24 protein-coding genes are annotated in these 24,486 nt (G+C 71.0%); 9 read left to right on the top strand and 15 right to left on the bottom strand.

The features are described 5' to 3' along the window. Positions 1-246, bottom strand: a 246-nt coding sequence (locus tag DIE02_RS35945; protein WP_260426898.1) for a hypothetical protein, incomplete at its 3' end; no start/stop codon positions are given. 55 nt (positions 247-301) lie between these two features. Here DIE02_RS35945 and phbB point away from each other — a divergent pair. Then, on the top strand, positions 302-1,045 hold the full coding sequence (gene phbB, locus DIE02_RS09780) for an acetoacetyl-CoA reductase (protein ID WP_124488572.1): 744 nt from the start codon (positions 302-304) through the stop codon (positions 1,043-1,045). Positions 1,046-1,243: 198 nt separating this feature from the next. Continuing rightward, positions 1,244-1,444 (top strand): hypothetical protein, encoded by a 201-nt coding sequence (locus DIE02_RS09775; protein WP_044847444.1) that lies wholly within the window; start codon positions 1,244-1,246, stop codon positions 1,442-1,444. 80 nt (positions 1,445-1,524) lie between these two features. Here DIE02_RS09775 and DIE02_RS09770 read toward each other — a convergent pair whose 3' ends face one another. From DIE02_RS09770 to DIE02_RS09725, 10 genes are all read right to left on the bottom strand, one after another. Beyond that, positions 1,525-1,842, bottom strand: coding sequence for a hypothetical protein (locus DIE02_RS09770; protein ID WP_124488573.1), 318 nt, complete (start codon positions 1,840-1,842; stop codon positions 1,525-1,527). Beyond that, positions 1,839-2,375, bottom strand: coding sequence for a hotdog family protein (locus DIE02_RS09765; RefSeq protein ID WP_124488574.1), 537 nt, complete (start codon positions 2,373-2,375; stop codon positions 1,839-1,841). The genes DIE02_RS09770 and DIE02_RS09765 overlap by 4 nt, the downstream gene beginning before the upstream one ends. Next, positions 2,372-3,190, bottom strand: a complete 819-nt coding sequence (locus DIE02_RS09760) for a beta-ketoacyl synthase chain length factor (RefSeq protein WP_124488575.1) — start codon at positions 3,188-3,190, stop codon at positions 2,372-2,374. Before DIE02_RS09760 ends, DIE02_RS09765 begins: the two co-directional genes overlap by 4 nt. Continuing rightward, a complete protein-coding gene (locus DIE02_RS09755) occupies positions 3,187-4,410 on the bottom strand; it encodes a beta-ketoacyl-[acyl-carrier-protein] synthase family protein (protein ID WP_124488576.1) in 1,224 nt (407 codons plus the stop codon). Before DIE02_RS09755 ends, DIE02_RS09760 begins: the two co-directional genes overlap by 4 nt. Positions 4,411-4,473: 63 nt before the next feature. Further along, on the bottom strand, positions 4,474-5,367 hold the full coding sequence (locus tag DIE02_RS09750; RefSeq protein WP_124488577.1) for a polysaccharide deacetylase family protein: 894 nt from the start codon (positions 5,365-5,367) through the stop codon (positions 4,474-4,476). Beyond that, positions 5,364-7,847, bottom strand: coding sequence for an MMPL family transporter (locus DIE02_RS09745; protein ID WP_124488578.1), 2,484 nt, complete (start codon positions 7,845-7,847; stop codon positions 5,364-5,366). The genes DIE02_RS09750 and DIE02_RS09745 overlap by 4 nt, the downstream gene beginning before the upstream one ends. Then, complete coding sequence (locus DIE02_RS09740) at positions 7,847-8,503, bottom strand: outer membrane lipoprotein carrier protein LolA (RefSeq protein WP_124488579.1); 657 nt, start codon at positions 8,501-8,503, stop codon at positions 7,847-7,849. The genes DIE02_RS09745 and DIE02_RS09740 overlap by 1 nt, the downstream gene beginning before the upstream one ends. Next, positions 8,500-9,474 carry an acyl-CoA synthetase gene (locus tag DIE02_RS09735; protein ID WP_124488580.1) on the bottom strand — a complete coding sequence of 325 codons (975 nt, stop codon included), beginning with the start codon at positions 9,472-9,474 and terminating at the stop codon, positions 8,500-8,502. The genes DIE02_RS09740 and DIE02_RS09735 overlap by 4 nt, the downstream gene beginning before the upstream one ends. After that, entirely contained in the window at positions 9,471-11,240 is a 1,770-nt protein-coding gene (locus tag DIE02_RS09730; RefSeq protein WP_124488581.1) for an AMP-binding protein, read from the bottom strand. Before DIE02_RS09730 ends, DIE02_RS09735 begins: the two co-directional genes overlap by 4 nt. A gap of 65 nt (positions 11,241-11,305) precedes the next feature. Beyond that, a complete protein-coding gene (locus tag DIE02_RS09725; RefSeq protein WP_124488582.1) occupies positions 11,306-11,950 on the bottom strand; it encodes a hypothetical protein in 645 nt (214 codons plus the stop codon). Between the two features lie 565 nt (positions 11,951-12,515). Here DIE02_RS09725 and DIE02_RS09720 point away from each other — a divergent pair. The 5 genes from DIE02_RS09720 to DIE02_RS09700 all read left to right on the top strand — a co-directional run bounded on the left by DIE02_RS09720 (position 12,516) and on the right by DIE02_RS09700 (position 16,851). Then, complete coding sequence (locus tag DIE02_RS09720) at positions 12,516-12,800, top strand: phosphopantetheine-binding protein (RefSeq protein ID WP_014896047.1); 285 nt, start codon at positions 12,516-12,518, stop codon at positions 12,798-12,800. Positions 12,801-12,915: 115 nt separating this feature from the next. Beyond that, on the top strand, positions 12,916-13,632 hold the full coding sequence (gene fabG / locus DIE02_RS09715) for a 3-oxoacyl-ACP reductase FabG (protein ID WP_124488583.1): 717 nt from the start codon (positions 12,916-12,918) through the stop codon (positions 13,630-13,632). A 97-nt stretch (positions 13,633-13,729) separates the two neighbouring features. Then, on the top strand, positions 13,730-15,007 hold the full coding sequence (locus tag DIE02_RS09710) for an endoribonuclease L-PSP (protein ID WP_124488584.1): 1,278 nt from the start codon (positions 13,730-13,732) through the stop codon (positions 15,005-15,007). 125 nt (positions 15,008-15,132) lie between these two features. Beyond that, positions 15,133-15,939 carry a glycosyltransferase family 2 protein gene (locus tag DIE02_RS09705; protein WP_124488585.1) on the top strand — a complete coding sequence of 269 codons (807 nt, stop codon included), beginning with the start codon at positions 15,133-15,135 and terminating at the stop codon, positions 15,937-15,939. Positions 15,940-16,089: 150 nt separating this feature from the next. Next, positions 16,090-16,851: a M48 family metalloprotease gene (locus DIE02_RS09700; RefSeq protein ID WP_044848588.1), complete on the top strand. Its 762-nt coding sequence runs from the start codon at positions 16,090-16,092 to the stop codon at positions 16,849-16,851. A gap of 125 nt (positions 16,852-16,976) precedes the next feature. Here DIE02_RS09700 and DIE02_RS09695 read toward each other — a convergent pair whose 3' ends face one another. The 4 genes from DIE02_RS09695 to DIE02_RS09680 are packed head-to-tail and all read right to left on the bottom strand — an operon-like array spanning position 16,977 to position 21,681. After that, positions 16,977-18,677: a lactate permease LctP family transporter gene (locus DIE02_RS09695; RefSeq protein WP_124488586.1), complete on the bottom strand. Its 1,701-nt coding sequence runs from the start codon at positions 18,675-18,677 to the stop codon at positions 16,977-16,979. Positions 18,678-18,728: 51 nt separating this feature from the next. Next, a complete protein-coding gene (locus DIE02_RS09690; RefSeq protein WP_124488587.1) occupies positions 18,729-20,174 on the bottom strand; it encodes a LutB/LldF family L-lactate oxidation iron-sulfur protein in 1,446 nt (481 codons plus the stop codon). Continuing rightward, complete coding sequence (locus DIE02_RS09685; protein WP_124488588.1) at positions 20,171-20,884, bottom strand: LUD domain-containing protein; 714 nt, start codon at positions 20,882-20,884, stop codon at positions 20,171-20,173. The genes DIE02_RS09690 and DIE02_RS09685 overlap by 4 nt, the downstream gene beginning before the upstream one ends. Beyond that, on the bottom strand, positions 20,881-21,681 hold the full coding sequence (locus DIE02_RS09680; RefSeq protein ID WP_124488589.1) for a (Fe-S)-binding protein: 801 nt from the start codon (positions 21,679-21,681) through the stop codon (positions 20,881-20,883). Before DIE02_RS09680 ends, DIE02_RS09685 begins: the two co-directional genes overlap by 4 nt. A 134-nt stretch (positions 21,682-21,815) precedes the next feature. On the opposite strand from DIE02_RS09680, the gene DIE02_RS09675 reads away from it, so the two are divergent. Beyond that, a complete protein-coding gene (locus tag DIE02_RS09675) occupies positions 21,816-22,532 on the top strand; it encodes a FadR/GntR family transcriptional regulator (protein WP_124488590.1) in 717 nt (238 codons plus the stop codon). A gap of 234 nt (positions 22,533-22,766) precedes the next feature. Next, positions 22,767-24,392: a phospholipase D family protein gene (locus DIE02_RS09670; RefSeq protein WP_124488591.1), complete on the top strand. Its 1,626-nt coding sequence runs from the start codon at positions 22,767-22,769 to the stop codon at positions 24,390-24,392. The last annotated feature ends 94 nt before the right edge of the window (positions 24,393-24,486 follow it).

Below are 24,486 nucleotides of genomic sequence, written 5' to 3'. Positions count from 1 at the left end.
GCCAAGCGCGATGCGAAGCGCGGGCTGGCGTCGCTGTGCATCGGCGGCGGGATGGGCGTCGCGCTCGCGGTCGAGCGCGGTTGAGCAGAGTCTGACGATAGTGCACGCATGCGGCGCCGGCCAGCGCCGCACACACATGCAGCAAACTTCGCGCACAACAAGCTGCCAACAACAAGCGTGATGTTCCGGTGCGCGCCACGTCCGCCCTGCGGGCGCCAGCGCATCGCAGCGGCGGGGCGGCAGCATGTGCCATGCCGTCGCCCCGCACCTTTGACTACTTTTCTTGTCGGTAACTCATAGGATGACTAAGCGAATTGCAGTTGTGACGGGTGGGATGGGCGGTCTCGGCGAAGCGATCAGCATCCGGTTGAACGATGCGGGCTGCCAGGTCGTCGTCACGTATTCGCCGAACAACACCGGCGCCGATCGCTGGCTGACCGAGATGCACGCGGCCGGTCGCGAATTCCACGCGTATCCGGTGGACGTGGCCGATTACGATTCGTGCCAGCAATGCGTCGAGAAAATCGTCCGGGACGTCGGCCCGGTCGACATCCTGGTGAACAACGCGGGCATCACGCGCGACATGACGCTGCGCAAGCTCGACAAGGTCAACTGGGATGCGGTGATCCGCACCAACCTCGATTCCGTGTTCAACATGACGAAGCCGGTCTGCGACGGCATGGTCGAGCGCGGCTGGGGACGCATCGTCAACATCGCGTCGGTCAACGGCTCGAAGGGCTCGGTCGGCCAGACCAACTACGCGGCCGCGAAGGCCGGCATGCACGGTTTCACGAAATCGCTCGCGCTCGAGACCGCGCGCAAGGGCGTGACGGTGAATACGGTGTCGCCGGGCTACCTCGCGACGAAGATGGTGACGGCGATCCCGCAGGACATCCTCGATACCAAGATCCTTCCGCAGATTCCGGCGGGACGGCTCGGGAAACCCGAGGAAGTCGCGGCGCTGGTCGCCTATCTGTGCTCGGAAGAGGCCGGTTTCGTGACGGGCTCCAACATCGCGATCAACGGCGGCCAGCACATGCATTGACGCGCGGCGGCCCGGGCGGCGTTCGCGCGCGCGTCCGGGCCGTGCTCCCGCTGTATCCAGCGCCGGGGCGGCGCGCCCGCGCGCGGTGACGGAACACGGACGCAGGTTCGCCGCGCATGCGGCGGGCCGGGTGCGCCCGCGCGCCGGCTACCGCGTCGCGGCACGCACGCCGCACCGGCCTCGCATTCCGGAGGAGGCATGGGTGACACCTGGATGGGACTCGCGATCGGCGGCTCGGCACTGGCCGTCGCGCTGACGATGGCGATCGCGCTTCACTGGCTCGAGCGGCGCCGCGCGCGGCTGCTGCGCAACTTCGATCATCGCGATTGCTGGCTGGTCGCGTACGGCAAGTGCTTCGCGCGCGGGCCGGCGCGTCGCACGCGCGGCGGCGCGCGCTGACGGCGGCGGTGCGGCACCGCCGCGTTCACGCGTCGTGCCGCGTCCCGCGCATCCGTCTGCGGTGCGCGGGACGTTCGCACTCAATCGCTCTTTCGCGCGCCTTCGCCTGAATCGTTCTTGTGGAAGATCCGCTTCGTCGTGCGCTTGGTGGCATCCCAGCCTTCGCGCGACGCGTGCGCGATGCCGTGGCCGACCGTCTTCGCGGCGCTCGCGGTCGCGTGGCCGAAACTGCGCGCGGCCTCGCCGGTCTTGTGCGCCGCTTCCTTCGAATCGCGCTTGATGTCCTGCTTCACTTCCGACATGTCCGCGTGCGCGATCGGGCTGATCAGCGCGAGAACGAACGCGGTGCAAATGAACTGACGTGCTTTCACGGCCTGGTTTCCTTGGGGCTGGTTCATCTAGGGTCCGCGCGGCCCGCGGGCGGCGCAACGCGCACGCCGGTTGCCGATGCATCGAGCATCACCGCGGCGCGGCCGCCGAGCAACACGCGCTCTCCGCAGCGCAGCGTGAAGCCGTACAGCACGGAGCGGTCGTCGCCGCCGATGCGTTCGGCGTCGACGATCAGCGGCAGCTCGAACGTGTCGAGCCGGTCGACGAACGCGTCGACGTTGCGCACGCTCGCGAGATAGCCGGCGCGCGGCCGCGCGGGTTCCGCCTGCGCCTGCTGCGCACCGAGCAGCGCGCCGTGCACGGCCATCGCCTGTGCCGCATATTCGATCCCGCAGACCGACGCGAGCCGGCCGCGCGAGCGCAGCGGGTTGTGCGGGTCGCGGTGGCTCGTCGCGCTGCAGCGGATGCGCGCGGCGTCCCACGCTTCGACCCGATCGAGCAAGCACATCGCGCCGTCGTGCGGAATGTGCGTGGCGATCCATGCGCGATCGAGCGTGGCCGGCGCCGGCGCAGGCATCGGCGTCGAAACGGGCGTCGTCATCGCGCGTGCCTCGCCGCGGCATTCGGCAGTGCGATATCGACCTGCACGCGCGTATCTTCCAGATAGTCGAGCACGACGCTCGCCGCGCGCCGCGCCGCGAGCGCGTCGAGCAGCGGCAGCGCGCGCGCGGCCGGATTGCCGGTGCGCAGCGCGTCGAGTTCGGGGTTCGCGAGCGTCGTCGCCGGCGCGTCGGTGAGCCGCACGTCGATGCGTGCGAGCGTGCGTTCGCTCGCGTCGGGCGCGAGCACGAGCGCGACGCCGAATGCGTCGACGATCGGCCGCACCGCGTGCAGCGGCTCCGGATAGTCGGTGTCGTAGGCGATCAGCAGGCTCGGCACGCGATCGACCATGACCTGGCACACGCTTTCGAGCAGGCCCGCGGCGAAGCTGCCGTCGTGCGCGCACAGCACGTTTGACGTCGCCATCGCGCGGGTCGCGATGCTCCAGTAGCCGGCCGGCGCGTTGTGCACCGAGTTGTGAAAGCGCGTGGGCGACAGGTGGCGATCGTCGCCGGCGAGGGTCTCGCAGATCGCGTGGCAGTTCTGGCCGTCGCCGCCGGACGCGCTGAACACGGTCGCGAGCGTGGCCGCATCGCGCCCGCTCGCGGCTGCCGCTTCGAGGCCGACCGCGAGCGCGACGCGCACGACGGGGCCGGTGCGGCGGCGTTCCGCCGGCGGCAGGCCGGCAGGCGGCGGCAGCACGGTGCGCGCGCTCGCATAGGCCGCGCGGCCCGCGAGCACGTCGGCCGCGTGCGGCCAGTCGTTCAGTCCCGGCCCGACGAGGCCGACACTTTCGATGAAGGCGGTGACGGTCATGTCGGCTCCCGGCGGCTCGCATGCCCGGCGCGGCCGAGGATCAGGCTGCAGTTCGTGCCGCCGAAGCCGAACGAATTCGACAGGACCGCACGCACGCGCGCATCGCGGCTCGCGAGCACGTAGTCGGCGGCCAGCGCCGGGTCGGGTTGCGTCGTGTTGACGCCGGCCGGCACGAACTGTTCGCGCAGCGCCAGCGCGGCGACGACCGCTTCGAGGGCGCCGGCCGCCCCGAGCGTGTGACCGGTCGCGCCCTTCGTCGAACTGCACGGCGTGCGCGCGAGCAGCGCGCCCACCGCGCGGCTTTCGGCGGCATCGTTGCTGGGCGTCGCGGTGCCGTGCAGGTTCACGTAGTCGATGTCGCTTGCAGCGAGGCCGGCCGACGCGAGCGCCTGTTCGATCGCGATGCGCGCGCCGAGCCCTTCCGGATGCGGCGACGACATGTGATGCGCATCGCTCGATTCGCCGATGCCGAGCAGCAGGATCGCGTCGCCGTCGAGCGTGGCGGGCGCGTCGGGCACGCGTTCGAGCAGCGCGAACGCAGCCGCTTCGCCGATCGAGATGCCGTCGCGCGCGACGTCGAACGGGCGGCACGGCCGGCGCGACAGCAGTTCGAGCGAATTGAAGCCGTACAGCGTCGTCAGGCACAGCGAATCGACGCCGCCGACGACGGCCGCATCGATCAGCCCCGCTTCGATCATCCGGCGCGCGGAGCCGAACACCTTCGCGCCGGACGAGCACGCCGACGAGATCGCCATCGCCGGCCCGCGCAGCGCGAAATACGCGCGCACGAACGCAGCCGGCGAATACGGGTTGTGCGTGTGCGTGTAGCGGAATCCGGCGGGCAGGGCTCCGCTGGCCGGATCGCGCTGCTCGTACGCGCGCTCGGTCTCGAGGATGCCGGACGTGCTCGTGCCGACGAACACGCCGACGCGCGCGGCGCCGTGGCGCGCCACGGCCGCCGCGACGCGCGCGTCGAAGCCGTCCTGGACGAGGCAGAGTTGCGCGAGGCGGTTGTTGCGGCAGTCGAAGTCGGCGAGATCCGCGCGCACGGGCTGCGCATCGACGCCGTCCACGGCGCCGATCCAGGTGTCGAGATCGGCGCGTTCGAAGTCGCACGGCGTGAGCCCGCCGCGTGCGTGGCGCAGCGCGTCGACGGTCGCGTCGAGGCCGCGGCCGATGCAGCTGGTGGCGGTGAAGTGCGAGAGCAGGAGAGGTTTCACGAGGGTCGTATCCGGTGGCCGGAACGGGCGCCGCAGCGGGGCTGGCGGGCGCGCCGGGCGTGGTCAGATTTTATCAAACGGGGCGGCTGGGATGCCCGGCCCGGCGGGCGGATCGGACGGTTCGGGCGCGAGCGCGGCGCGCAGCGTGGTCCAGTGCAACTGCGCATCGGCGGCCGCGTGCAGCAGCGCGGGCAGCACGTCGAGCACCACTGGTTCGCCACGCGCGTCGCGCGCCGCGTGGCCGTCGTGCACGAGCAGGATGTCGCGCGCAGCCAGGCCGTTCAGCAGGCGGTGCGTGACGGTATCCGCATCGCGCGCGCGGGTGTCGAAGCCACGGCGCGTCCAGCTGGCGAGCTGCAGGCCGAACTCGCACAGCACCGGCTCGAGAAACGGATTGCGCAGGCCGGCCGGCGCGCGGAAGAAGCGCGGGCGCGTGCCGGCGATCTCGGTCAGCGTCTGCTGCGCGGCCGCGATTTCACGGCGCAGCGCGGCGGGCCCCGACAGCGAGAACGTATGCCGGTGCCGCTGGCTGTGGTTCTCGACCGCGTGGCCGCGCGCGACGATCGCTTCGATCCACTGCGGATGGCGGCGCGCGAGATCGCCGATGCAGAAGAACGTCGCGCGCGCGTCGTGGCGATCGAGCAGGTCGAGCACGCGCGGCGTGACGTCGGGGTCCGGGCCGTCGTCGATCGTCAGCGCGATCCGGCGGCCGGCGCCGGCCGGCAGGCGCGTCCAGTTCGGCCCGAGCAGCGCGCTGCGCGGCCACAGGCCGGCGGCGGTCAGTGCGAGATGCGACGCGACCACGCCACCGGCGGCCCACGGCCATGCGGCCGGTTGCGCGACGACGGCCGCGAGCGCGCCCGCGTGCAGCGCGGCCGTGCCCGCGATCAGCGGCGTCGGTTTCCAGCGGCGCGCATCGCCGGGCTGGCGAGGCGGAACGGACGACGGCGCGTTCATGCGCGACCTCCTGTCGGCTCACGATGAGGGCTGCCAGCGGCCACCGCCGCCGCGCGCGGCGCGAGAATCGCGGCGAACGCGAGCGCGAGCATCGCACCGGGGCCGACGGTCAGCCCGAAGGTTTCGAGCAGCGGCACCCGCGACAGCGCGAGCAGGCCGAAGCCGGCGACCGTCGCGAGGTTCGCGATCAGCAGCGACACGAGCGTGTGCGGCGTGACCGGTTGCGCGTCGTCGCGCTTGCAGAAGAACAGCGCATAGTTCGAGCCGACCGCGACGATCAGCAGCATCCCGACGAGGTGCAGGATCGTCAGCGGCACGCCGGCGAGCGCGAAGCCGGCCGTCACCACCAGCACGGCCGCGACCAGCGGCGCGAGCGCGCGTACGACGCGGCGCGGCGAGCGCAGCGCGATCAGCAGCAGCACGGCGATCGCCGCGAAACCCGCGAGCGACAGCCGGATGTCCTCGTGCACGTAGTTCACGTACAGGCGGTCGGCCTCGGCCTTCATGTCGACGAACAGCGCGTCGGGCACGCCGGCGCGCGCGACGGCCGCGCGAATCGGCGCGGCATCGAGCGCCGGAGCGGCCGGACCGGTGCGTGCGACGTCCGGCGCGCGCAGCGGCAGCATCGCGCGCCAGCGGCCCGCGCGCTCGGTCAGCAGCGCGTCGACGGCGAGCGCCATCGACGTGCCGCGCAGGTCCGCGCGCGTGAGCAGCGGCGCGTGGCGTGCGGCCTCGACATCGGCGATGAACGGAGCGAACAGCTCGGGCCTGACCGGGATCGGCTGGTTCGCGACGGCCGCGCGCATGCGTGCGGCAAGCGTGTCGGCGTCCGGCAGGCTCGCCTGGCGCGCGCGCTGCGCGGCGTCGCTCGGCAGGTAGCGCGCGGGACTTTCGAAGCCCGCGAGCGCGCCGCGCTCGACGAGCGGCTGCAATTGCGCGGCGACCCGTTCCGCGCGTTCGAGCGCGGCCTGTTCGGTCGGCGCGGAAATCACGACGAGATAGCGCACGTCCGGCGCGCCGAGATCGGCGCGCAGGCGTGCGTCGAGTGCCTGCGCGCCAGCGGGCACGGGGCTCAGTGCCGCAAGCTCGCGGCTCCACAGGCCGTCGCGATGCAGCATGAGCGTCGCGCACGCGGCGAGCACGAGCGCGGCGAGCGGCCAGCGCAGCCGCGGCGCGGCAGCGGCCGCGCGCGCGAGCACCGCGCCGACGCGCGACACGTCGCGAATCGCGACGTGCTCGCCGCGCAGGTGCGGCAGCACGAAGCGCGTGACGAGCGCGGCGGCCGTCAGCCCGGCGATCGAGTAGAGCCCGAGCTGCACGAGGCCCGGAAAACCGGAGAACAGCATCGACGCGAAGCCGCACACGGACGTCAGCACGCCGAGCCGGATCGTCGGCCAATAAGCGGCGATCCATGCCCGCGTCGCGTCGGCGGGCCGTGCGGTGCCGCGCGAGCCGGCCTGCGCCGATTGCACGAACAGGTAGATCGAATAGTCGACGGCTTCGCCGATCAGCGTCGTGCCGAAGCCGAGCGTCAGCCCGTGGACCGTGCCGAACGCGATGCCGACCGCCGCGATGCCGGCGGCGATGCCCGTCAGCACCGGCAGCAGCCCCAGCGCGAGCGTGCGCGGCGAGCGGTACAGCGTCAGCAGCAGCGCGACGATCAGCACGACGCTCGCCGTCGACAGCCGCTCGACGTCGTGCCGGATCGTGTCGCGCGTGTCGACCGAGAACACGCCTGGGCCGGTCATCGCGAGCGTGTACGCGGCCGGGTTCGGCAGCGCCTGCGTCGCGGCGGAGAACGCGCGGCGCACCGCGTCGATCGCGCGTGCCTGCGCATCGGTGTCGGAGCCGGGCGCGGCCGTCTGCACGACGAGCACCGCGCGCGTGCCGTCGCGCGACGCCCATACGCCGTCGCGGCTGGCGGGCTGCGCGCCGCTGTCGAGCTGGTCGACGAGCGCCGTCACTTCGCCGGTCGGGTCGCGCGGCAGCAGTGCCTTCGCGACGAGCCCCGCCGACGAACTCAACAGGTCGAGGCTGTCGCCGAGCGCCTGGTGCAGGCCGTCCGCGCTGAAGCGCTGCGGCGCGACGGCCGGGCTCAGCAGGTAGCGATGGTCGAACACGAACTGCCGGTCGTGTGTGTCGTCGACGGCTTCGCCGTTGTTGATCGAGGAGAATTGCCGGTCGGCGCGCAGCGTGCCGGCGACGCGCCGCGACAGCGCGGCACGCGTGGCCGCATCGCCGCCGTCGATCGCGACGAGGATCAGCCGCGACACGATGCCGTCGCGCAGTTGATCGACGAGCACGCGCTGCCCCGCGCTCGGTGCGCGCGGCAGGAACGCGGACAGGTCGGCCGTGAAGTTCGCGCGGGCGATCGCGATCCCGCATGCGACGAGCGCGAGCAGCCACACGAGCACCGCGCGTTGCCGCCACGCGGGCAGGCGGTGCGTGACGAGGGCGGGCGGCCGGGTGCGATCGTCCATCAGTTCGCCGGGACGGGTTGCAGGCGCATCGTCGAACGGTCGCCGTCGGCCTGCCGGATCGCGACGCTGCGCAACACGTCGCGCGAGCCTTCGAGCGTGATCGTGCTGACGACCTTCAGCATCCGCGAGTCGAGCGGCGTGAGCGTCAGCGTCCAGTCGTCGCCGCGACCGGCGAGCGCGACCTTGTAGACCTGCTCGAGCGCATAGCGGTTGCCGGCGAGCGTCGCGCGGATGCTGTCGATGAACGCGCCGAGCTCCGGATAGCGCGCGAGCGCGAGCGTGTACTTGCGGTTGTTGCGCTCGACGGTGAGCATGTCGCCGTCGACCACGAGATGTTCGGGCTTCGGGTTCAGCGTGTGCTTCTCGAGATGGTCGGGTGCGACGAACACGAGCTCGCCCGACGATTCGAGCGGCTGCGTGGTGATCGACAGCGTCTTCGTCTCGGTGAACGTCGCGCGCCCCGACTTGTGCTGCGCGAGTGTCGACATCAGCCGGTCGAGGGTCCATGCCGAACCGGTGTCGGCCGCGTGCGCGGGCAGGGCGAGCGCGACGGCGGCCGTGACGGCGAACCTGCGTGCGGCGCGGCGCAGCGCGCGCGGGTGCGGCAGCGGGAGCATCGGTAGCAACATCGGCGGAAAGCGGCGAACGGCGGTCATGCGTCGGAATCCCTCGTGGCGGACAGGCCGGCGCACGCGTGCGCCGCGTCGCGGCGCGCGGCGGCCGTGCCGGTCTGCCAGAAATCGAAATAGTTGAACCAGTTGTACGGCGCCGCGCGACAGTACTGGTCGAGCAGCATGACGTAGCGCGCGAGCGCCGCGTCGACGGCCGCCGCGCGCGTGTCGCGGCGCACGTCGGAAAAATCGGCGAGCGTCTCGAAGTGCACATCGTAGCGATTGCCGTCGCGATAGAGGCCCGTCATGAACAGCACCGGACGCCGCAGCATCGCGGCCATGTACAGCGGCCCGAGCGGGAATGCCGCCGGCGCGCCGAGCAGCGGCAGCCACCGCAGCGACGCGGTCGCGTCGTCGAGCAGCGTGCGGTCGGCGAGCATCCCGACCATGCAGTTCGCGTCGAGGCGTTCGCGCACCTTCAGCATCGAGTCGACCTGCCCGAGCGGAATCACTTCCGGCTTCGCGGCCGGGTTGACGGCGGCGAGCGTCGCATTGATCTTGCGCGCGTTCTCTTCGAACATCGTGACGACGACGCGCAGGTCCGGGCGCGTGCGGCCGATCGCGCGCACGACTTCGAAGCTGCCGAGGTGCGCGCCCATCAGGAATGCGCCGCGCCCGCCGGCGAGCGCGGCGTCGACCCGTGTTTCGCCGTGCAGCCGGATGTCGAACAGGTCGAAGCGGCCGTTCATCAGGTAGATGCGGTCGTGGATCGTCGCCGCGAACGTGAACACGTGCCGGTACACGTCGCGCCAGCGCGCGGGACGGCCGAGCACGCGGCGCAGGTAGTCGCGCGACGCGGCGCACGCGACCGGCGAGAACAGCACGAAATAAGTCGCGACGGCATGCAGCACGATGCGCGATGGCCGACGGCCGAAACGCAGCGAGATCCAGGTCATCACGCGCAGCAACCCGGCGTTGCTGCGTTCCTGGCGCTCGGCCCATGCGGTGCGCTTCATCGCTGCGCGCCGTCCTGCGCGGCCGGCGGCGCGGACAGCACGCCGGTCGCGACGTCGCGCGCACCCGCGCGCAGCGTGAAGCGGATCGCGCCGCCGGCCGCTGCATCGAACGCGAGATCGAGCGCCTCGCCGGGCGCGACCGGGCTCAGGAATTTCGCGGAAGCCAGCCGCCACGTATCGAGCGGGCGATTCAGCGATGCGCCGAGTGCGGCGATCGCGTGATCGAGCAGCACGACGCCCGGCACGATCGGACGACCGGGGAAATGACCGGGCAGCGCCGGATGATCGGCGGGAATCGTGAACGCGAGCGGCGCATCGGGCGCGGCCGTCGCGGCGCGCTCGCGCACGTCGGCCCCGGCGGCGCGCGTGTGCCGTGCGACGAGCGCGGCGACCACGTCGCGCGGCAGCTTGCCCGTTTCGTTGCGCGGCAATGCGTCGACGAACACGAGCGGGCGCGGCATGAACGCCGGATCGATCCGTTCGCGCAGCGCGCGCTGCAGGTCGGCCGCGGCGAGCGTCGGCGCGACCACGAGCGCGACGAGGCGCGTGACCGGTTCGCGGGTCGCATCGGCGTCGGCCGGCGCGATGTCGTCCGGCATGAAGAACACGCCGTCGACGACGTCGGCAATCGCGTTCAGCTGATGGTTCAGGTAGGCGAGCGACGTGCGCTTGCCGGCGATGTTGACGAGGTCCGCCTTGCGGCCGTGCAGCAGGAACCGGCCGTCGCCGAGCAGCTCGAGCGCATCGCCCATCGGCACCGGGGTTTCGACGTGTCCGCCCGACACCCACACGGTCGGGCCGCTGTCGTCGCCCGCGGCATCGTGGTCCGACGCGTCGTGCGCCGCGCGCGCGTCGAGCCGGATGTCCGGGAACGGTTGCCACGCGGCGCCCTGCGACGTGCGGCGCGTCGCGATCTGGCCGGTTTCGGTGCTGCCGTAGATTTCGACGAGCGGCGCCTCGAGCGCGGCCTCGGCTTCGTACGCGAGTTTTTCCGACAGCGGCGCGGTGGCCGACAGCACGAGCGCGGCCGGCGGCAGCGCATGGCCGGCCGACAGCAGCGCGCGCAGGTGGATCGGCGACGTGACGAGCACGCGCGGCTGCGGGATCGCGGCGAGTTCGTCGCGAATGTCGACCGGGTAGAACGGCTGACGGTTGCTGAACGCGAGGCCGCCGATCAGCGCGAGCAGCACCGTCGATTCGAAGCCGTACATGTGCTGCGCGGGCACGGTGCCGATCAGCGTGGCCGCGCGGCCGTCGAGCAGGCCGAGGCGCTCGGCCGCCGCGCGCACGCAGCCGACCAGGAAGCCCCAGGTCTTGCGGTGCGGCACCGGCGCGCCGGTCGAGCCGGACGTGAACACGTACGCCATGATCCGCGACGCGTCGATCTGCGGCACCACGCACGGTGCGTCGTCGGGGAGTTCGCCGGGTGCGGCGTCCGGATACGCGAAGCGCGGCAGGTCGATCGTGCAGTCCGGCGCGTCGTGCAGGCAGAACGCGTCGGGTGCGAACGACGCGAGCTGGCGCACCATCTCGGGCGTGTGCGTCGACGGCAGCAGGCTGATCCTGCCGGTGACGAGCGCCGCGCACAGGCTGACCGCGAAGCGGTAGCGGTCGCGGCACACGTTGAACACGTGGCGGCCGGCGGGCAGTGCGGCGGCCACGCGCGCGACATCGGCGACGAACGTGCGGACGGTGACGGGCGTGCCGTCGCGCCAGGCGATCGTCTGGTCCGGCGAGGAATGGAATACCAGCGGGTGAGTCGGCATAAATCGGTCAAAGCGAAAGGCGGTCACCGGCGCGGCCGCGATGCGGCGCCGCGACGGCCATGAATTCATCGTGACGGCTGCGTCGACGCGCGGTACGCGCGCACCGCGTCGACCATCCGCGGCCGCGCGTCGTGCGGCAGCGCGAAGCGCCGGCACGCATGCTCGGCGGCGAACATCACGGCGACGAGCGGCAGCGACAGGTAATTCGCGAATGTCGACCACGCGACGATCGGCGCGGTCGCGAACAGCAGCGTCGACACGGCGGCGATCGCGACGAAGAACAGCGTCCATGCGAGCGTGATGTGCCGCGTGTAGCGCGCGACGGCCGGCGTGATCGTGCCGTGGATCAGCGTCGCGAAGCGCGTGCACAGCGGCACCTGGCCGGCCGCGAGGGTGCGGCCGAACAGCAGCGCCATCGCGAGGTTGAAGCTCGCGTGCTCCAGATACAGGCCCCATTCGAAATGGCGCGCGAGCGGGATGCGCACGGCCCACAGCGCGACGGCGGCCAGCAGCCACGCCGGCACGAGCCAGGCGCGCCGCGGCGAGCGCAGTGCCGCGCCGAGCGCGAGCAGCAGTGGCGGCACGAGCGCCATCGCGAGGCCGAAGCCGTGCGCGCCGGGCGTCGCGGCCGCGTAGTGCGCGCCGATCTGGTACGCCGCCACCGCGGCGACCGCGCCGGCGCCGCGTGCGATGCCGAGCGGCGTGCTCATCGCGGCGCTCCGGGCGCGCGGCGCGGGTGCGCGTTGCCGCCGGCTGCCGCGGCACGGCGGCAAACGGACGGACAAACCGGAGCGAGGGGAGCGGTCGGGCGCGGCATGGTTGCTGGAAACATCGGGCGGATCGGGGCCGGACGCGTGCGTCGGGCCGGCAAACATCATATGAATGGCGGCCGGGACGCTAGTCCGGGCCGGCTGTCGTGCACGCACATTTTAGGGCCGCGGCGCGGCGGTTCGAGGCAGGTGCAGCCGGGTTTTGTAACCGAATGTATGGCAGCGCACTGAAGCTTTTGCGGCGACGATCCATTTCCATCCGAAGCGGCTCAAGCGTCTGCTGCGATCGGGTCCCGAAACCGGCCGCGGCGGGGGCCCTTCAGTCTGTAACCATTCCCCGTATACGTGCCGATACCCATCGTCTAGAATCCGCGTAACTTTTACAAACGATCCCCAATAACGCAGGCGGGGAAGCCGGCAGACGCCGGAGGGACGGAGATTCGCGCGCCTCGCACCGCGCCGGGCGTGCACGACGGTTGCCGTTTTCCGGGCGCCTCCCGCTGCCATGGGCCGCCTGCCCGCAAGCATGATGAACGCACTGGAACAAGAGCTCGCCACGCTGATCATCGGCGAACTGAATCTCGAAGACGTCCCGCTCGAAACGGTGACGGCCGGGACCCCGCTGTACGGCGAGGGCTTCGGGCTCGACTCCATCGACATCCTGGAAATCGCGCTGCTGATCTCGAAGAAGTACGGCTTCGAGCTGCGCTCGGACAATCCGGACAACCAGAAGATCTTCGCGACGCTCGGCGCGCTTGCCGCGTACGTCGCCGCGCATCGCACGAAGTGACGGCGGCGCGCGCGGGCGCGACGCGGCACGCAGGGGATGACGGCACGCGGCGGCGGTGGCTGGATGCACCGCCGCCGCGTCGATCGAGGAGGAACGCGATGAACGGAGCAATTCGATGCGGGCGCTCGTAACGGGCGGCAGCGGCGCACTCGGGCAGGCGATCTGCACGACGCTCGCGCAGGCCGGCCACGAAGTCTGGGTACACGCGAACCGGAATCTCGCGCAGGCGCAAGCCGTCGCGCAGCAGATCGTCGCGGCCGGCGGCATCGCGCATGCGATCGCATTCGACGTGACCGACGCGGATGCGACGCTCGCCGCGCTCGCACCGTTCGTCGACGACGCGCCGGTGCAGATCCTCGTCAACAACGCGGGCATTCACGACGACGCGCCGATGGCCGGCATGTCGCGCCAGCAATGGCACAGCGTGATCGACGTGACGCTCAACGGTTTTTTCAACGTGACGCAGCCGCTCCTGCTGCCGATGATCCGCACGCGGCGCGGTCGGATCGTCAACATCGCGTCGGTCGCCGGCGTGACCGGCAACCGCGGACAGGTCAACTACGCGGCCGCGAAGGCGGGGCTGATCGGCGCGACGAAGTCGCTGTCGCTGGAACTCGCGTCGCGCGGCATTACCGTGAACGCGGTCGCGCCCGGCATCATCGAGTCGCCGATGGCGGAACATGCGTTTCCCGCCGAACGGATCAAGCAGCTCGTGCCCGCGCAGCGCGCCGGCCGGCCCGACGAAGTCGCGGCGATGGTCGCGTATCTGGTATCCGATGCGGCCGCCTATGTGACGGGGCAAGTGCTGTCCGTCAACGGCGGCCTCGCATGACGACGCGCGCCGCGTCGGCTTGACGCGAAGCAACGGCGCGCAACGCGGCGCGTGGCCACGATGCCGCGAGCCCGCGCCGCATAGTGAGGAAATCGAAGTGTCAGTGCATCCAGTCGACGCCGAACGGCGAGCGTGTTCCCCGTCGTCCACCACGCGCGCGGTCGCACACGGACCCGTGGCGGCCACGTCCACCGCGAACGGCGGCAATCGTGCGTTGCGGCTCGTCCAGATCGATCAGGCAAGGCTGGCTGCGCTGCTGCACGATGCGCAGCAGCGGGGCGACGCATTCGACCGCGTGTTTCCCGGTGCGCTGGGTGCGGTCTGCATCGGTGCGGCCGGCTCGCCGGCCGATGCGATGGCGCGCGTGCTCGCCGCCGCGCCCGACCTCCCGCTCGCACCGGTGCAGATGGCGCTGCTCGATGCCGGCAGCCATGCACGCGCCGGTGCGGTCTGCGAAATCTGGCAGTGCGACGCGCGCGACCTGCGCAGCGAGCGACGCGGCGCGCTGCAGTACCGCTACAGCGCAACGGCGGGGCTCGTGTTCGGCAGCATCGTCGTGCAGGAAGCGCAGGCAGCGCATGAAGCTCAGGAATCGGCCGATGCGGATCGCGACGGCGGCACGCCGCTCGAGCGCACGACGTACGACGCGTACCGCGCGCTGTTCGACGTACTCGATACGCTCGGCATCCCGCATCCGCTGCGGATCTGGAACACCGTGCCTGCGATCAACGCGCAGCAGTTCGGGATCGAACGCTATCGTCAGTTCAATATCGGCAGGCAGCGCGCGTTCGACGCGTGCCGCCGCGCGCTGACGGGCGGCGTGCCGGCCGCCTGCGCGCTCGGTTCCGTCGTGCCGGTCGCGGGTGACACGCCGCCGGCCGCGCCGCTCGCGATCCATTTCATCGCGAGCCGTGCGCCGGCCGATGCGGTCGAGAACCCGCGCCAGGTCAGCGCGTATCACTACCCGGCGGAGTACGGCCCGCGTGCGCCGACGTTCGCGCGCGCGGCCGCATGGCCGGGCGACGCTGCCGCGCCGCTGCTGTTCGTGTCGGGCACCGCCAGCATCGTCGGGCATCGCACCGTGCATCACGGCGACGTCGTCGCGCAAACGCGCGAGACGCTCGCGAACCTGGCCGCCGTGCTCGAGCAGGCCGCGCGGCAGGGGCACGGCCCGTTCACGCTTGCCGACCTGAGCTACCGCGTCTACGTGCGCGACGCCGGCGATGCCGCGGCGCTCGCCGCGATCGAACGCACGTTGCGCGATGCGGCCGGCCCCGGCGTGCGGCCGCTGTTCGTCCACGCGGACGTGTGCCGCGACGATCTGCTGGTCGAGATCGAGGCGAGCGCCGGCCATCCGCTGGAGCACCTGTCGTGAAGCGCGCGGGCCTGTCGCTGCGCGAACCGTCGCCGCACGCGGGCGGCGTCGACGAAGCCTGTCGGCAGTCGCCTGCAGGTCATAAACTTTTGTCAGGATCCTCGTCTTCGCAATCGGCCGTTCCCATGTCCACGCTGCAGGCCTCGTCCACCCATCTCGTACTGATTCCGAGCTACAACCCGGGCGTCAAGGTCGACACGACCGTGCGCAACGCCCGCGCGCAGTGGAATCCGGTGTGGGTCGTCGTCGACGGCAGCACCGACGGCAGCGCCGAGCGCCTGCAGGCGATGGCCGAGCGCGACCCCGGGCTGCGCGTGATCGTGCTGCCGGCGAACCGCGGCAAGGGCGCCGCGGTGCTGGCCGGGCTCGACGCGGCGGCCGCGAGCGGCTTCACGCACGTGCTGACGATGGATTCCGACGGCCAGCATCCGGCCGACCTGATTCCCGAATTCATGGCCGCGTCGCAGGGGGCGCCGGATGCGATGGTGCTGGGCCTGCCGAAGTTCGACGCGAGCGCGCCGCAGCTGCGCGTGCAGGGCCGGCGGCTGTCGAACGGATGGGCCGACCTCGAGACTCTGTGGGCCGGGATCGGCGATTCGCTGTACGGCTTTCGCGTGTACCCGGTCGCGCCGCTCGCCGCGATCATGCATCGCCAGCCGTGGATGCGCGGCTTCGACTTCGATCCGGAAGCCGCCGTGCGGCTGTGCTGGGCCGGCGTGCGGCCGATCCGCATCGAAGCGCCGGTGCGTTACTTCGGCGCGCACGAGGGCGGCGTGTCGCATTTCCACTACGGCCGCGACAACGCGTTGCTCGCGTGGATGCACCTGCGGCTGTTCGCCGGTTTCCTGGTGCGGCTGCCGATGCTGGTCGCGCGGCGGCTGACGCGCCGGTCGCGTTCCGCGTTCGGCCGGTCGTCCGGCCGCGGCGATTGACAGTCCGATTGTCATCAATCGGCTGAGCAATCGCGCCGTTCATTCCGTATTTGTCAGTAATCAAGCTGTCATTCGATGTAAACATCTGGTAATTTTCTGCCGGATTATGCAAAATCGCCGCTCCCAAATACAACTACCGAGGGATCCGGGATGCATATCAAGAAAGCGGCGGCCGCGTGCGGCATGGTTTTCCTGTTGAGCGCATGCGGTGGCGTGCAGAGTCTCGACGCGAACAGCCTGACGTCGGCGGGGACCAACCTGTTCAAGGCGGCGACGCTGTCGGACAGCGACATCGCGGCACTGTCGAACGACTCGTGCAAGGCGAGCGACGCCGAATCGAAGATCGCCGCGCCGAACAGCGCGTACGCGAAGCGCCTGACGAAGGTGATGAAGGGCTTCGGCGACATGACGCTGAACGGCCAGAAGATCAACTACAAGGTCTACATGACCAAGGACGTCAACGCGTGGGCGATGGGCAACGGCTGCGTGCGCGTGTACAGCGGCCTGATGGACATGATGAACGACGACGAGCTGCGCGGCGTGATCGGCCATGAAATGGGCCACGTCGCGCTGGGTCACTCGAAGAAAGCGATGCAGACTGCCTACGCGGTCAGCGCGGCACGCACGGCGGCCGGCGCGGCATCGCCGGGCGTCGCGGCCCTGACGAGCTCGCAGCTCGGCGACATCACCGAGAAGTTCATCAACGCGCAGTTCTCGCAGACGCAGGAAAGCGCGGCCGACGACTACTCGTTCGACCTGATGAAGCAGAAGAACATGAACCAGAAGGGCCTCGTCACCGCGTTCCAGAAGCTCGCGCAGCTCGATGGCGGCAAGAGCTCGATGATGAGCTCGCACCCGTCGTCGACGAGCCGTGCGCAGCACATCCAGGATCGCATCGCGAAGGGCAGCTGAGCGCCGCCGGATGGCGCCGGCCTCGTCCGGCGCCCGGGATGAACGAAACCCCACGCTCTTGCGGGCGTGGGGTTTTTGTTTTCCGGGGAAGCGGAAAGCGGCCGGAAAGCGGCCGCGCCGCGTGCTTACGGCACCATCCCCGGCAGCACGTACGCCTGCACGAGCGTGATCAGGCCGACGATCACCGCGAACAGCAGGCTGTGGCGCACGGTGAAGCGGAACAGCTCCGATTCCTTGCCGACCAGCCCCGTTGCCGCGCATGCCACCGCGATCGACTGCGGCGAGATCATCTTCGCGGTCACGCCGCCCGTCGTGTTCGCGGCGACCGCGAGCGTCTCGGGCACGCCGAGCTGGTGCGCGGTCGCTTGCTGCAGCGAGCAGAACAGCGCGTTCGACGACGTATCCGAGCCGGTCAGGAACACGCCGAGCCAGCCGAGGAACGGCGAGAAGAACGGAAACGCGGCGCCGGTCGCGGCGAGCATCAGCGCGAGCGTCGACGACATGCCCGAGTAGTTCGCGACGAACGCGAACGCGAGCACGAGGCCGATCGACAGGATCGGGCGCGTGAGCTCCTTCAGCGTTTCGCCGAACGTGACGAGCGCGTCGCGCGGTTTCATCCGCAGCAGCGCCATCGAGATCAGCGCGGTCACGAGGATCGCGCTGCCCACCGCCGACACGAGATCGAGCTTCAGCACCGCGTCGAGCGCCTTCGGCATCGCGGCGATCGGCGCGGTCTTCACGACGAGCTGGTCGAGCCCGGCCACGTGGAACTTGAGGACGGTCGACGCGAGCACGCCGTGCGCGGCGAACAGCGCCTTGAACGGCGCGATGCTCCACACGGTGACGACGGCCGTCAGGATCAGGAACGGCGACCACGCGCGCACGGTCTGCGCGAGCGAGTACGGCGACGCCTGGCGGCTCGCGCCCGCACCGTTGCCGCCCGCACCGAACCCCGCGAGCGCCGCGCCGCCGCCCGACGCGACGAGGCCGCCGGCCGTCTGCTTCGCGCTGCCCGGTTGCCAGACCTTCAGGAACGCGGCGAGCGAGACGAGGCTGACGAGCGACGACGTGATGTCCGGCAGCTCGGGCCCGATATGGTTCGACGTGAAGTACTGCGTGATCGCGAAGCTGCCGCCGGCGACGAGCGCGGCCGGCCAGGTCTGCCGCACGCCGCGCAGCCCGTCCATCATGAACACGAGCCAGAACGGCACCGCGAGCGACAGCAGCGGCAGCTGGCGGCCGGCCATCGCGCCGATGTGGAACGCGTCGATGCCGGTCACCTGTCCGGCGACGATGATCGGGATGCCCATCGCGCCGAACGCGACCGGCGCGGTGTTTGCAATCAGACACAATCCTGCCGCGTGCAGCGGCTTGAAGCCGAGGCCGACGAGCAGCGCGGCCGTGATCGCGACGGGCGCGCCGAAGCCGGCGGCGCCTTCGAGGAACGCGCCGAACGAGAAGCCGATCAGCAGCATCTGCAGCCGCTGGTCGTCCGTGATCGACAGCACCGACGCGCGGATGATCTCGAACTGGCCGGTCTTCACGACGATCTTGTACAGGAACACCGCCGCGACGATGATCCACGCGATCGGCCACAGGCCGTACGCGAAGCCGAAGCCGGCTGCGGCGAGCGCCTGCGGCACGGGCATGCCATACGCGAGGATCGCGACGCCGAGCGCCAGCAGCAGCGTGATCGCGGCGGCGACGTGCCCCTTCATCCGCAGTGCGGCGAGCGCGACGAAAAAGAAGATGATCGGGATCGCGGCGACGAACGCCGACAGCCCGAGGCTGCCGAGCGGGGTGTAGATCTGATGCCAAACCTGCATGGTTGTCTCCTCCATGGATTTCTATCGGTACGGGTTTGAAAGCGGGGTGGTCTATTCGGGTTGGCCGCGTGCGCGCAGCAGGTCGGACAGGCTGCGCGGCGCCGGCTCGAGCGGCGTGCGATGCTGGGTCCAGCCCATCTGCTTCGCGGGCGTCAGCGCGCGCAGCCGCGTCGCGCTCCAGCGGAACGCGCGATACGCGCGCGGATGCGCGAACGCGCCGGACCAGAAGCGCCACACGAGGTCTTCCGCGCGGTTGTAGTTCGCGCCCTGGCCGCGCAGCGGATGCGCGACGGGTTCGTCGGGCTTGCGGTTCGCCTCGGTACGCAGCCGCACCAGCAATTGCGGGATCGGAATCCGGACCGGGCACACCTCGCCGCACGCGCCGCACAGCGTCGATGCGGTCGGCAGGTCGGCCGTCGCGTCGAGGCCGAGCAGGTGCGGCGAGATGATCTTGCCGATCGGGCCCGGGTAGGTCGTGCCGTATGCGTGGCCGCCGATCCGCGTATAGACGGGGCAGTGGTTCATGCACGCGCCGCAGCGGATGCATTGCAGCGTCGCGCGCAGCTGCTCGTCGGCGTAGGCCTGCGTGCGGCCGTTGTCGAGCAGCACGAGATGCAGCTCGCGCGGGCCGTCGCGTTCGCCGTCGCGGCGCGGGCCCGAGATCAGGTTGAAGTAGGTCGTGATCGCCTGGCCGGTGGCCGAGCGCGTGAGCAGGCTCGACAGCGGCACGATGTGCTCGAGTTTCTCGACGACCTTCTCGATCCCCATGATCGCGACGTGCGTGTCGGGCACGGTGGTCGACAGCCGGCCGTTGCCCTCGTTCTCGACGAGCCACAGCGTGCCCGTGTCGGCCGCCGCGAAGTTCACGCCGGACAGGCCGATGTCGGCTTCCGCGAACGCGCGGCGCAGCGCACGCCGGCCGGTCTGGATCAGCTCGTCGACGTCCTCCGTGTAACGCGTGCCCGGGATGTGTTCCTCGAACAGCTCGGCGATGTCGCCGCGCGTCTTGTGGATCGCCGGCATCACGATGTGTGACGGCTTTTCGCCCGCGAGCTGCACGATGAACTCGCCCATGTCGGACTCGATGCAGTCGACGCCGTGATCCGCGAGGTAATGGTTCAACTCGATTTCCTCGCTCGCCATCGACTTGCCCTTGATCACGCGGCGCGCCTTCTTCGCCTGCGCGATGCCGAGCACGATCGCGTTCGCGTCGGCGGCCGTCTCGGCCCAGTGCACGTGCACGCCGGCCGCGGTGAGCTTCGCCTCCAGCCGCTCGAGCAGCGCGGGCAGTTGCGCGAGCGCGTGCTGGCGCACCGCTTCGCCGAGATCGCGCAGCTGCTGCAGCTCGGTGTCGTCGGGGAACTGGGTCGCGCGCTTGCCCTGCAGGAAATCCATCGCGCCGCGAAAGCTGCGGCGCAGCGCGGGATCGTCGAGCGCGGCGCGCGCGCGGGCCTTGAAGTCGCCCGGGGCGACGAATTGCAGCGGTTTTTCGCTCATCGCGGCAGGTCCTGGCGGGCGGTTGCGGTCGGTTCGGTGACGATCACGACCCAGAGGTTGCGCGGGCCGTGTGCGCCATACGCGAGGGTCTGCTGGATGTCGGAGGTCTTCGACGGGCCCGACACCAGCACGACGTTGGTCGGCATGCCGGCGTGCCAGCGCTCCGCGTGCGCGGCCGCGTGAAGGTCCGCGTGCAGCGTGTTCGCATGCACGAGCGCGACGTGCAGCGGCGGCACCAGCGACACCGTGCGCGGCGTGCCGGCATCGGGCGCGAGCACGACCGTGCCGGTCGCCGCGATGCCCGAGCGCGCAACCGTGAAGCCCGCGTCGATCGTGTCGAACAGCTCGGCTTTCCATGCGTCGATCGGCCGGTCGAACGGCACCGGCGCGACCGCGTCGGGCAGCGCCTGCGCGAGGGCCGCGGCTTCGGGGCGGGCCGGGTCGAGCAGCAGGCGGCGCACGCCGGCCTCGGCCAGGCGCGCGGCAAGCTGCGCGGGCCATGCGTCGGCGGTGGCGCACCAGACTTCGGCGTGCGACGCGGCGAGCGCGGCCTGCATCGTCTGCGCGAGCGCGCGAGGATCGGGGGCGACTGCCGCGCGCCGCGCCGCGTAATGCATGTCGATGCGCGCATCGAGCGCGGGCGCGGCGTTCACGGCGACGCCGGGGGCGGCGGCGCGCAGGCGCGCGAGGATGGCGTCGCGCGCGCTCATTGCGTGTCTCCGCGCAGCGAGCCGGCACCGGCCGTGCGGCGCCACAGGAAGCTCGCGAGATGCTCGACGGGCAGCGCGGCGCCGGCCTTGGCCGCAGCGTGGCCGATGTTCAGCAGGCAGCCGCAGTCCGCCGACACGAGCCGGTCGCAGCCCGTCGCGCAGGCCGATGCGACCTTGTCGCGCACCATCGCGCCGGAGATGTCGGGATGCTTCAGCGAGAACGTGCCGCCGAAGCCGCAGCATTCCGATTCGCGTTCATGTTCGATGCGCGTGACGCCCGGCAGCGCGTCGACGAGCGCGACGCCGTGCACGCGCGTGCCCATCTCGCGGCGGGCCGCGCACGACGTGTGCAGCACGACGCGCTCGTCCGGGCCGGCGTTGGCGGTGACGGCGTCGAGCCGCACGTCGAGCACATGGACGAGGAATTCGGCGAGTTCGTAGGTGCGCTCCGCGATCGCGCGTGCCTTCGGGCCGTGCACGGGATCGTCGGCGAACAGGGCGGGCCAATGGTGCCGGATCATGCCCGCGCACGAGCCGGACGGCACGATCACGGGCCACGGCTCGGCGAACAGGTCGAGCTGCGCGGCCGCGACGCGGCGCGCTTCGTCGGGATTGCCGCTGCTGTAGGCCGGCTGCCCGCAGCAGCTCTGGCCGCGCGGATAGTGGACGGTCAGGCCTTCGCGTTCCAGCAGGCGGACCGCGTCGAGCCCGGCTTCGGGGACGAACAGGTCGACCAGGCAGGTCGCGAACAGATAGACGTGCGCGGGGGCGGCGGCGGGGTAGTGCCTTTCGTTCATGTCTCGCTCCAGGGGTGCCGGCCCGGCATGCGAATGCGGGACGACGATTTCGCTGCATAATTCCCGCGACGGCGCCGCAGCTCAAATTGGTTGGGCCAATCGGCGTGACGGGTATTCCGGATGGGGAGACGGCGATGGCGGCGATGACGGCACGGGGCCGGACCGAAGTGGTGATGCGCAAGATCGAGACGGCGCTGCTCGACGGCACGTGGCCGGCCGGCGCGCGGCTGCCGGCCGAGCGCGTGCTCGCGCAGCAGTACGGCGTCGCGCGCAATACGGTGCGCGAGGCGACCCAGCGGCTCGTCGCGCGCGGGCTGCTGCAGAGCCGGCGCGGCGCGGGCGTCTACGTGACGGACCAGTTGCGCGCGGGCATCGCGTCGCCGTGGGGGCAGCTGGTTGCCGACCATCCGGCGCTGCGCGACGACATACTCGAGTTTCGCCGCGTGCTTGAAGGCGCGACCGCGTATTTCGCCGCGCTGCGCGCCGACGCGCACGACCGGCGCCGGATCCGCGCGCTGCTGCGCGAGCTCGAGACCGCGCACGCGAACGACGACGCGGCCCTCGAGGCGTCGGCCGACGCGAAGCTGCACGAGGCGATCGCGCTCGCGTCGCACAACACGATGTTCCTGCACCTGCACACGAGCGTGCTCGGGATGCTGCGCGAGCACATCTCGATCAACGTCGCGGGGATGACCACGCACGACGAGCAGGCATCGGAGTTGCTGCTGCAGCAGCACCGGGTGGTCTGCGACGCGATCTGCGCGCACCGGCCCGAGGAGGCGCGCACGGCGATGCAGACCCATATCGACTACGTGCGCAGCCACTTCGAGCGAAGCGACGACGCGCCGTGAGATTGGTTGGACCATGGGCGCGGCGGGTCCGCCTGGCGGTCGAATCCGAGGACGCCCGCCGGCCGCGGTTCAGGGCCGCGGCCGCGCGCGGCATGCGTGGCGGCTCGGCGCCGCATGCGCCGGGCGCACGATTGACCGGTTCATCGGGCGCCCCCTAGAATCGATTGAACCCGCCCGTCAGCCGCGCGCCGCGGCGATTGCGGACCCGTTGATCCGCCTGTCGAGGGAGTTTCCGTGCTCACGTCCTTGATCCGGTGCGCGCCGGCCGCATTGTCGTTGCGCGCCGTCGGCCGCCCGGCCTGCGCGCTCGCCGTGTGCGCGCTGCTGTCGCTGGCCACCGCCTGCGCGACGCATCCGCCCGCCACCACGCTCGATCGTCCCGTCTCGCACGCGTTGCCGACCGATACCGCGACGCCGTTGCGCGCTGCGCTGGCCGCGCCGGAAGCCGCGCATCCGGGGCAGTCGGGCTTCCGGCTGCTGCCCGACGGCGCGACCGCGCTGCAGATGCGCATCGCGCTCGCACGCGCGGCGACGAAGACGCTCGACATGCAGTACTACATCGCGACCGAGGACACGACCGGCAAGCTGCTGCTGGGCGCGGCGCTGTATGCGGCCGATCGCGGCGTGCGCGTGCGGATGCTGGTCGACGACCTGAACTTCCACGACATCGATCGCGTCATGGCCGCGCTGAACACGCACACGAACATCGAGATTCGCGTGTTCAATCCGTTCGGCGCGTCGCAATACGGGATGGTCGAGCGCACGGCCAACTACTTCACGCGGATCGACAGCTTCACGCGGCGGATGCACAACAAGGCGATGATCGCGGACAACCAGCTCGCGATCGTCGGCGGCCGCAATCTCGGCGACGAATACTTCAGTGCGAGCCCGACGTTGCAGTTTCGCGATCTCGACGTGCTCGCCGCAGGCCCCGTGACGAACGATGTCTCGAAGAGCTTCGACGGCTACTGGGCGAGCGCGAGCAGCTATCCGTTGCGCGTGCTGAATCATCAGACGTTCGCTCCGAAGGATCTCGACGCGATGCGCGACGAGCTGCGCGACCACTGGCGCAAGAATGCCGACCCGTACAACGCGAAGCCGCTGAACGCGACACCGCTCGCGCAGCAGATCGCGCGCGACCAGCTCGCGCTCGTGTGGGCGCCGGCCGAATTCAAGGTCGATGCGCCGACCAAGGTCGCGCAGCCGACCGATGCATACGTGAGCCCGCCGATGCAGCGCCTCGTCGAGCTGATGCGCGGCGCGCAGAAGGAATTCCTCGCGTTTTCGCCGTACTTCGTGCCGCACGATGCCGGCGTGAAGATCCTCGGCGACACGGTCGGGCGCGGCGTGCGCGTCGCGATCGTGACGAATTCGCTCGCGGCGACCGATGCGGTCGCGGTGCAGGCCGGCTACGCGCCGTACCGCGTGCCGTTGCTTGAGCGCGGCGTCGAGCTGTACGAGTTCAAGGCACAGCCGGGCCAGCAGTCCGCGCGGCTGTTCGGCTCGCGCTCGCGTGCGAGCCTGCACGCGAAGGCGTACGTGATCGACCGGCACATCCTGGTGATCGGCTCGCTGAATCTCGACCCGCGCTCGGCGCACCTCAACACCGAGCTCGCGCTCGTGATCCACAGCCCGGTGCTCGCGCAGCAGGCCGCGGAGATCTTCGCACGGGTGACGCAGCCCGACGAAAGCTATCGCGTCACGCTCGTGAAGCAAATGGACGGCGGGCCGCCGGCACTCGAATGGACGGGCGTCGACGGCGGCCAGTCGACCCTCTATCACGTCGATCCGCATGCCGGGCTGCTGCGCAACGTGATGACCGGCCTTTTCATGCTGCTGCCGGTCGACGACCAGTTGTAAGGGCCGGAACGGCTCGGGCCAAACCCGCGATACCGGTGCGCGGGGAAAGGTGATATGGTTGTGCGCGCAACGATATGCGTATCGTGAAGGGTGC

Origin of the sequence: Burkholderia sp. Bp8991 (assembly GCF_003853795.1) — a bacterium.
GTDB lineage: Bacteria > Pseudomonadota > Gammaproteobacteria > Burkholderiales > Burkholderiaceae > Burkholderia.
Note: the sequence above shows the minus strand (reverse complement) of the source record. Positions and strands in the feature narration are given on the sequence as shown.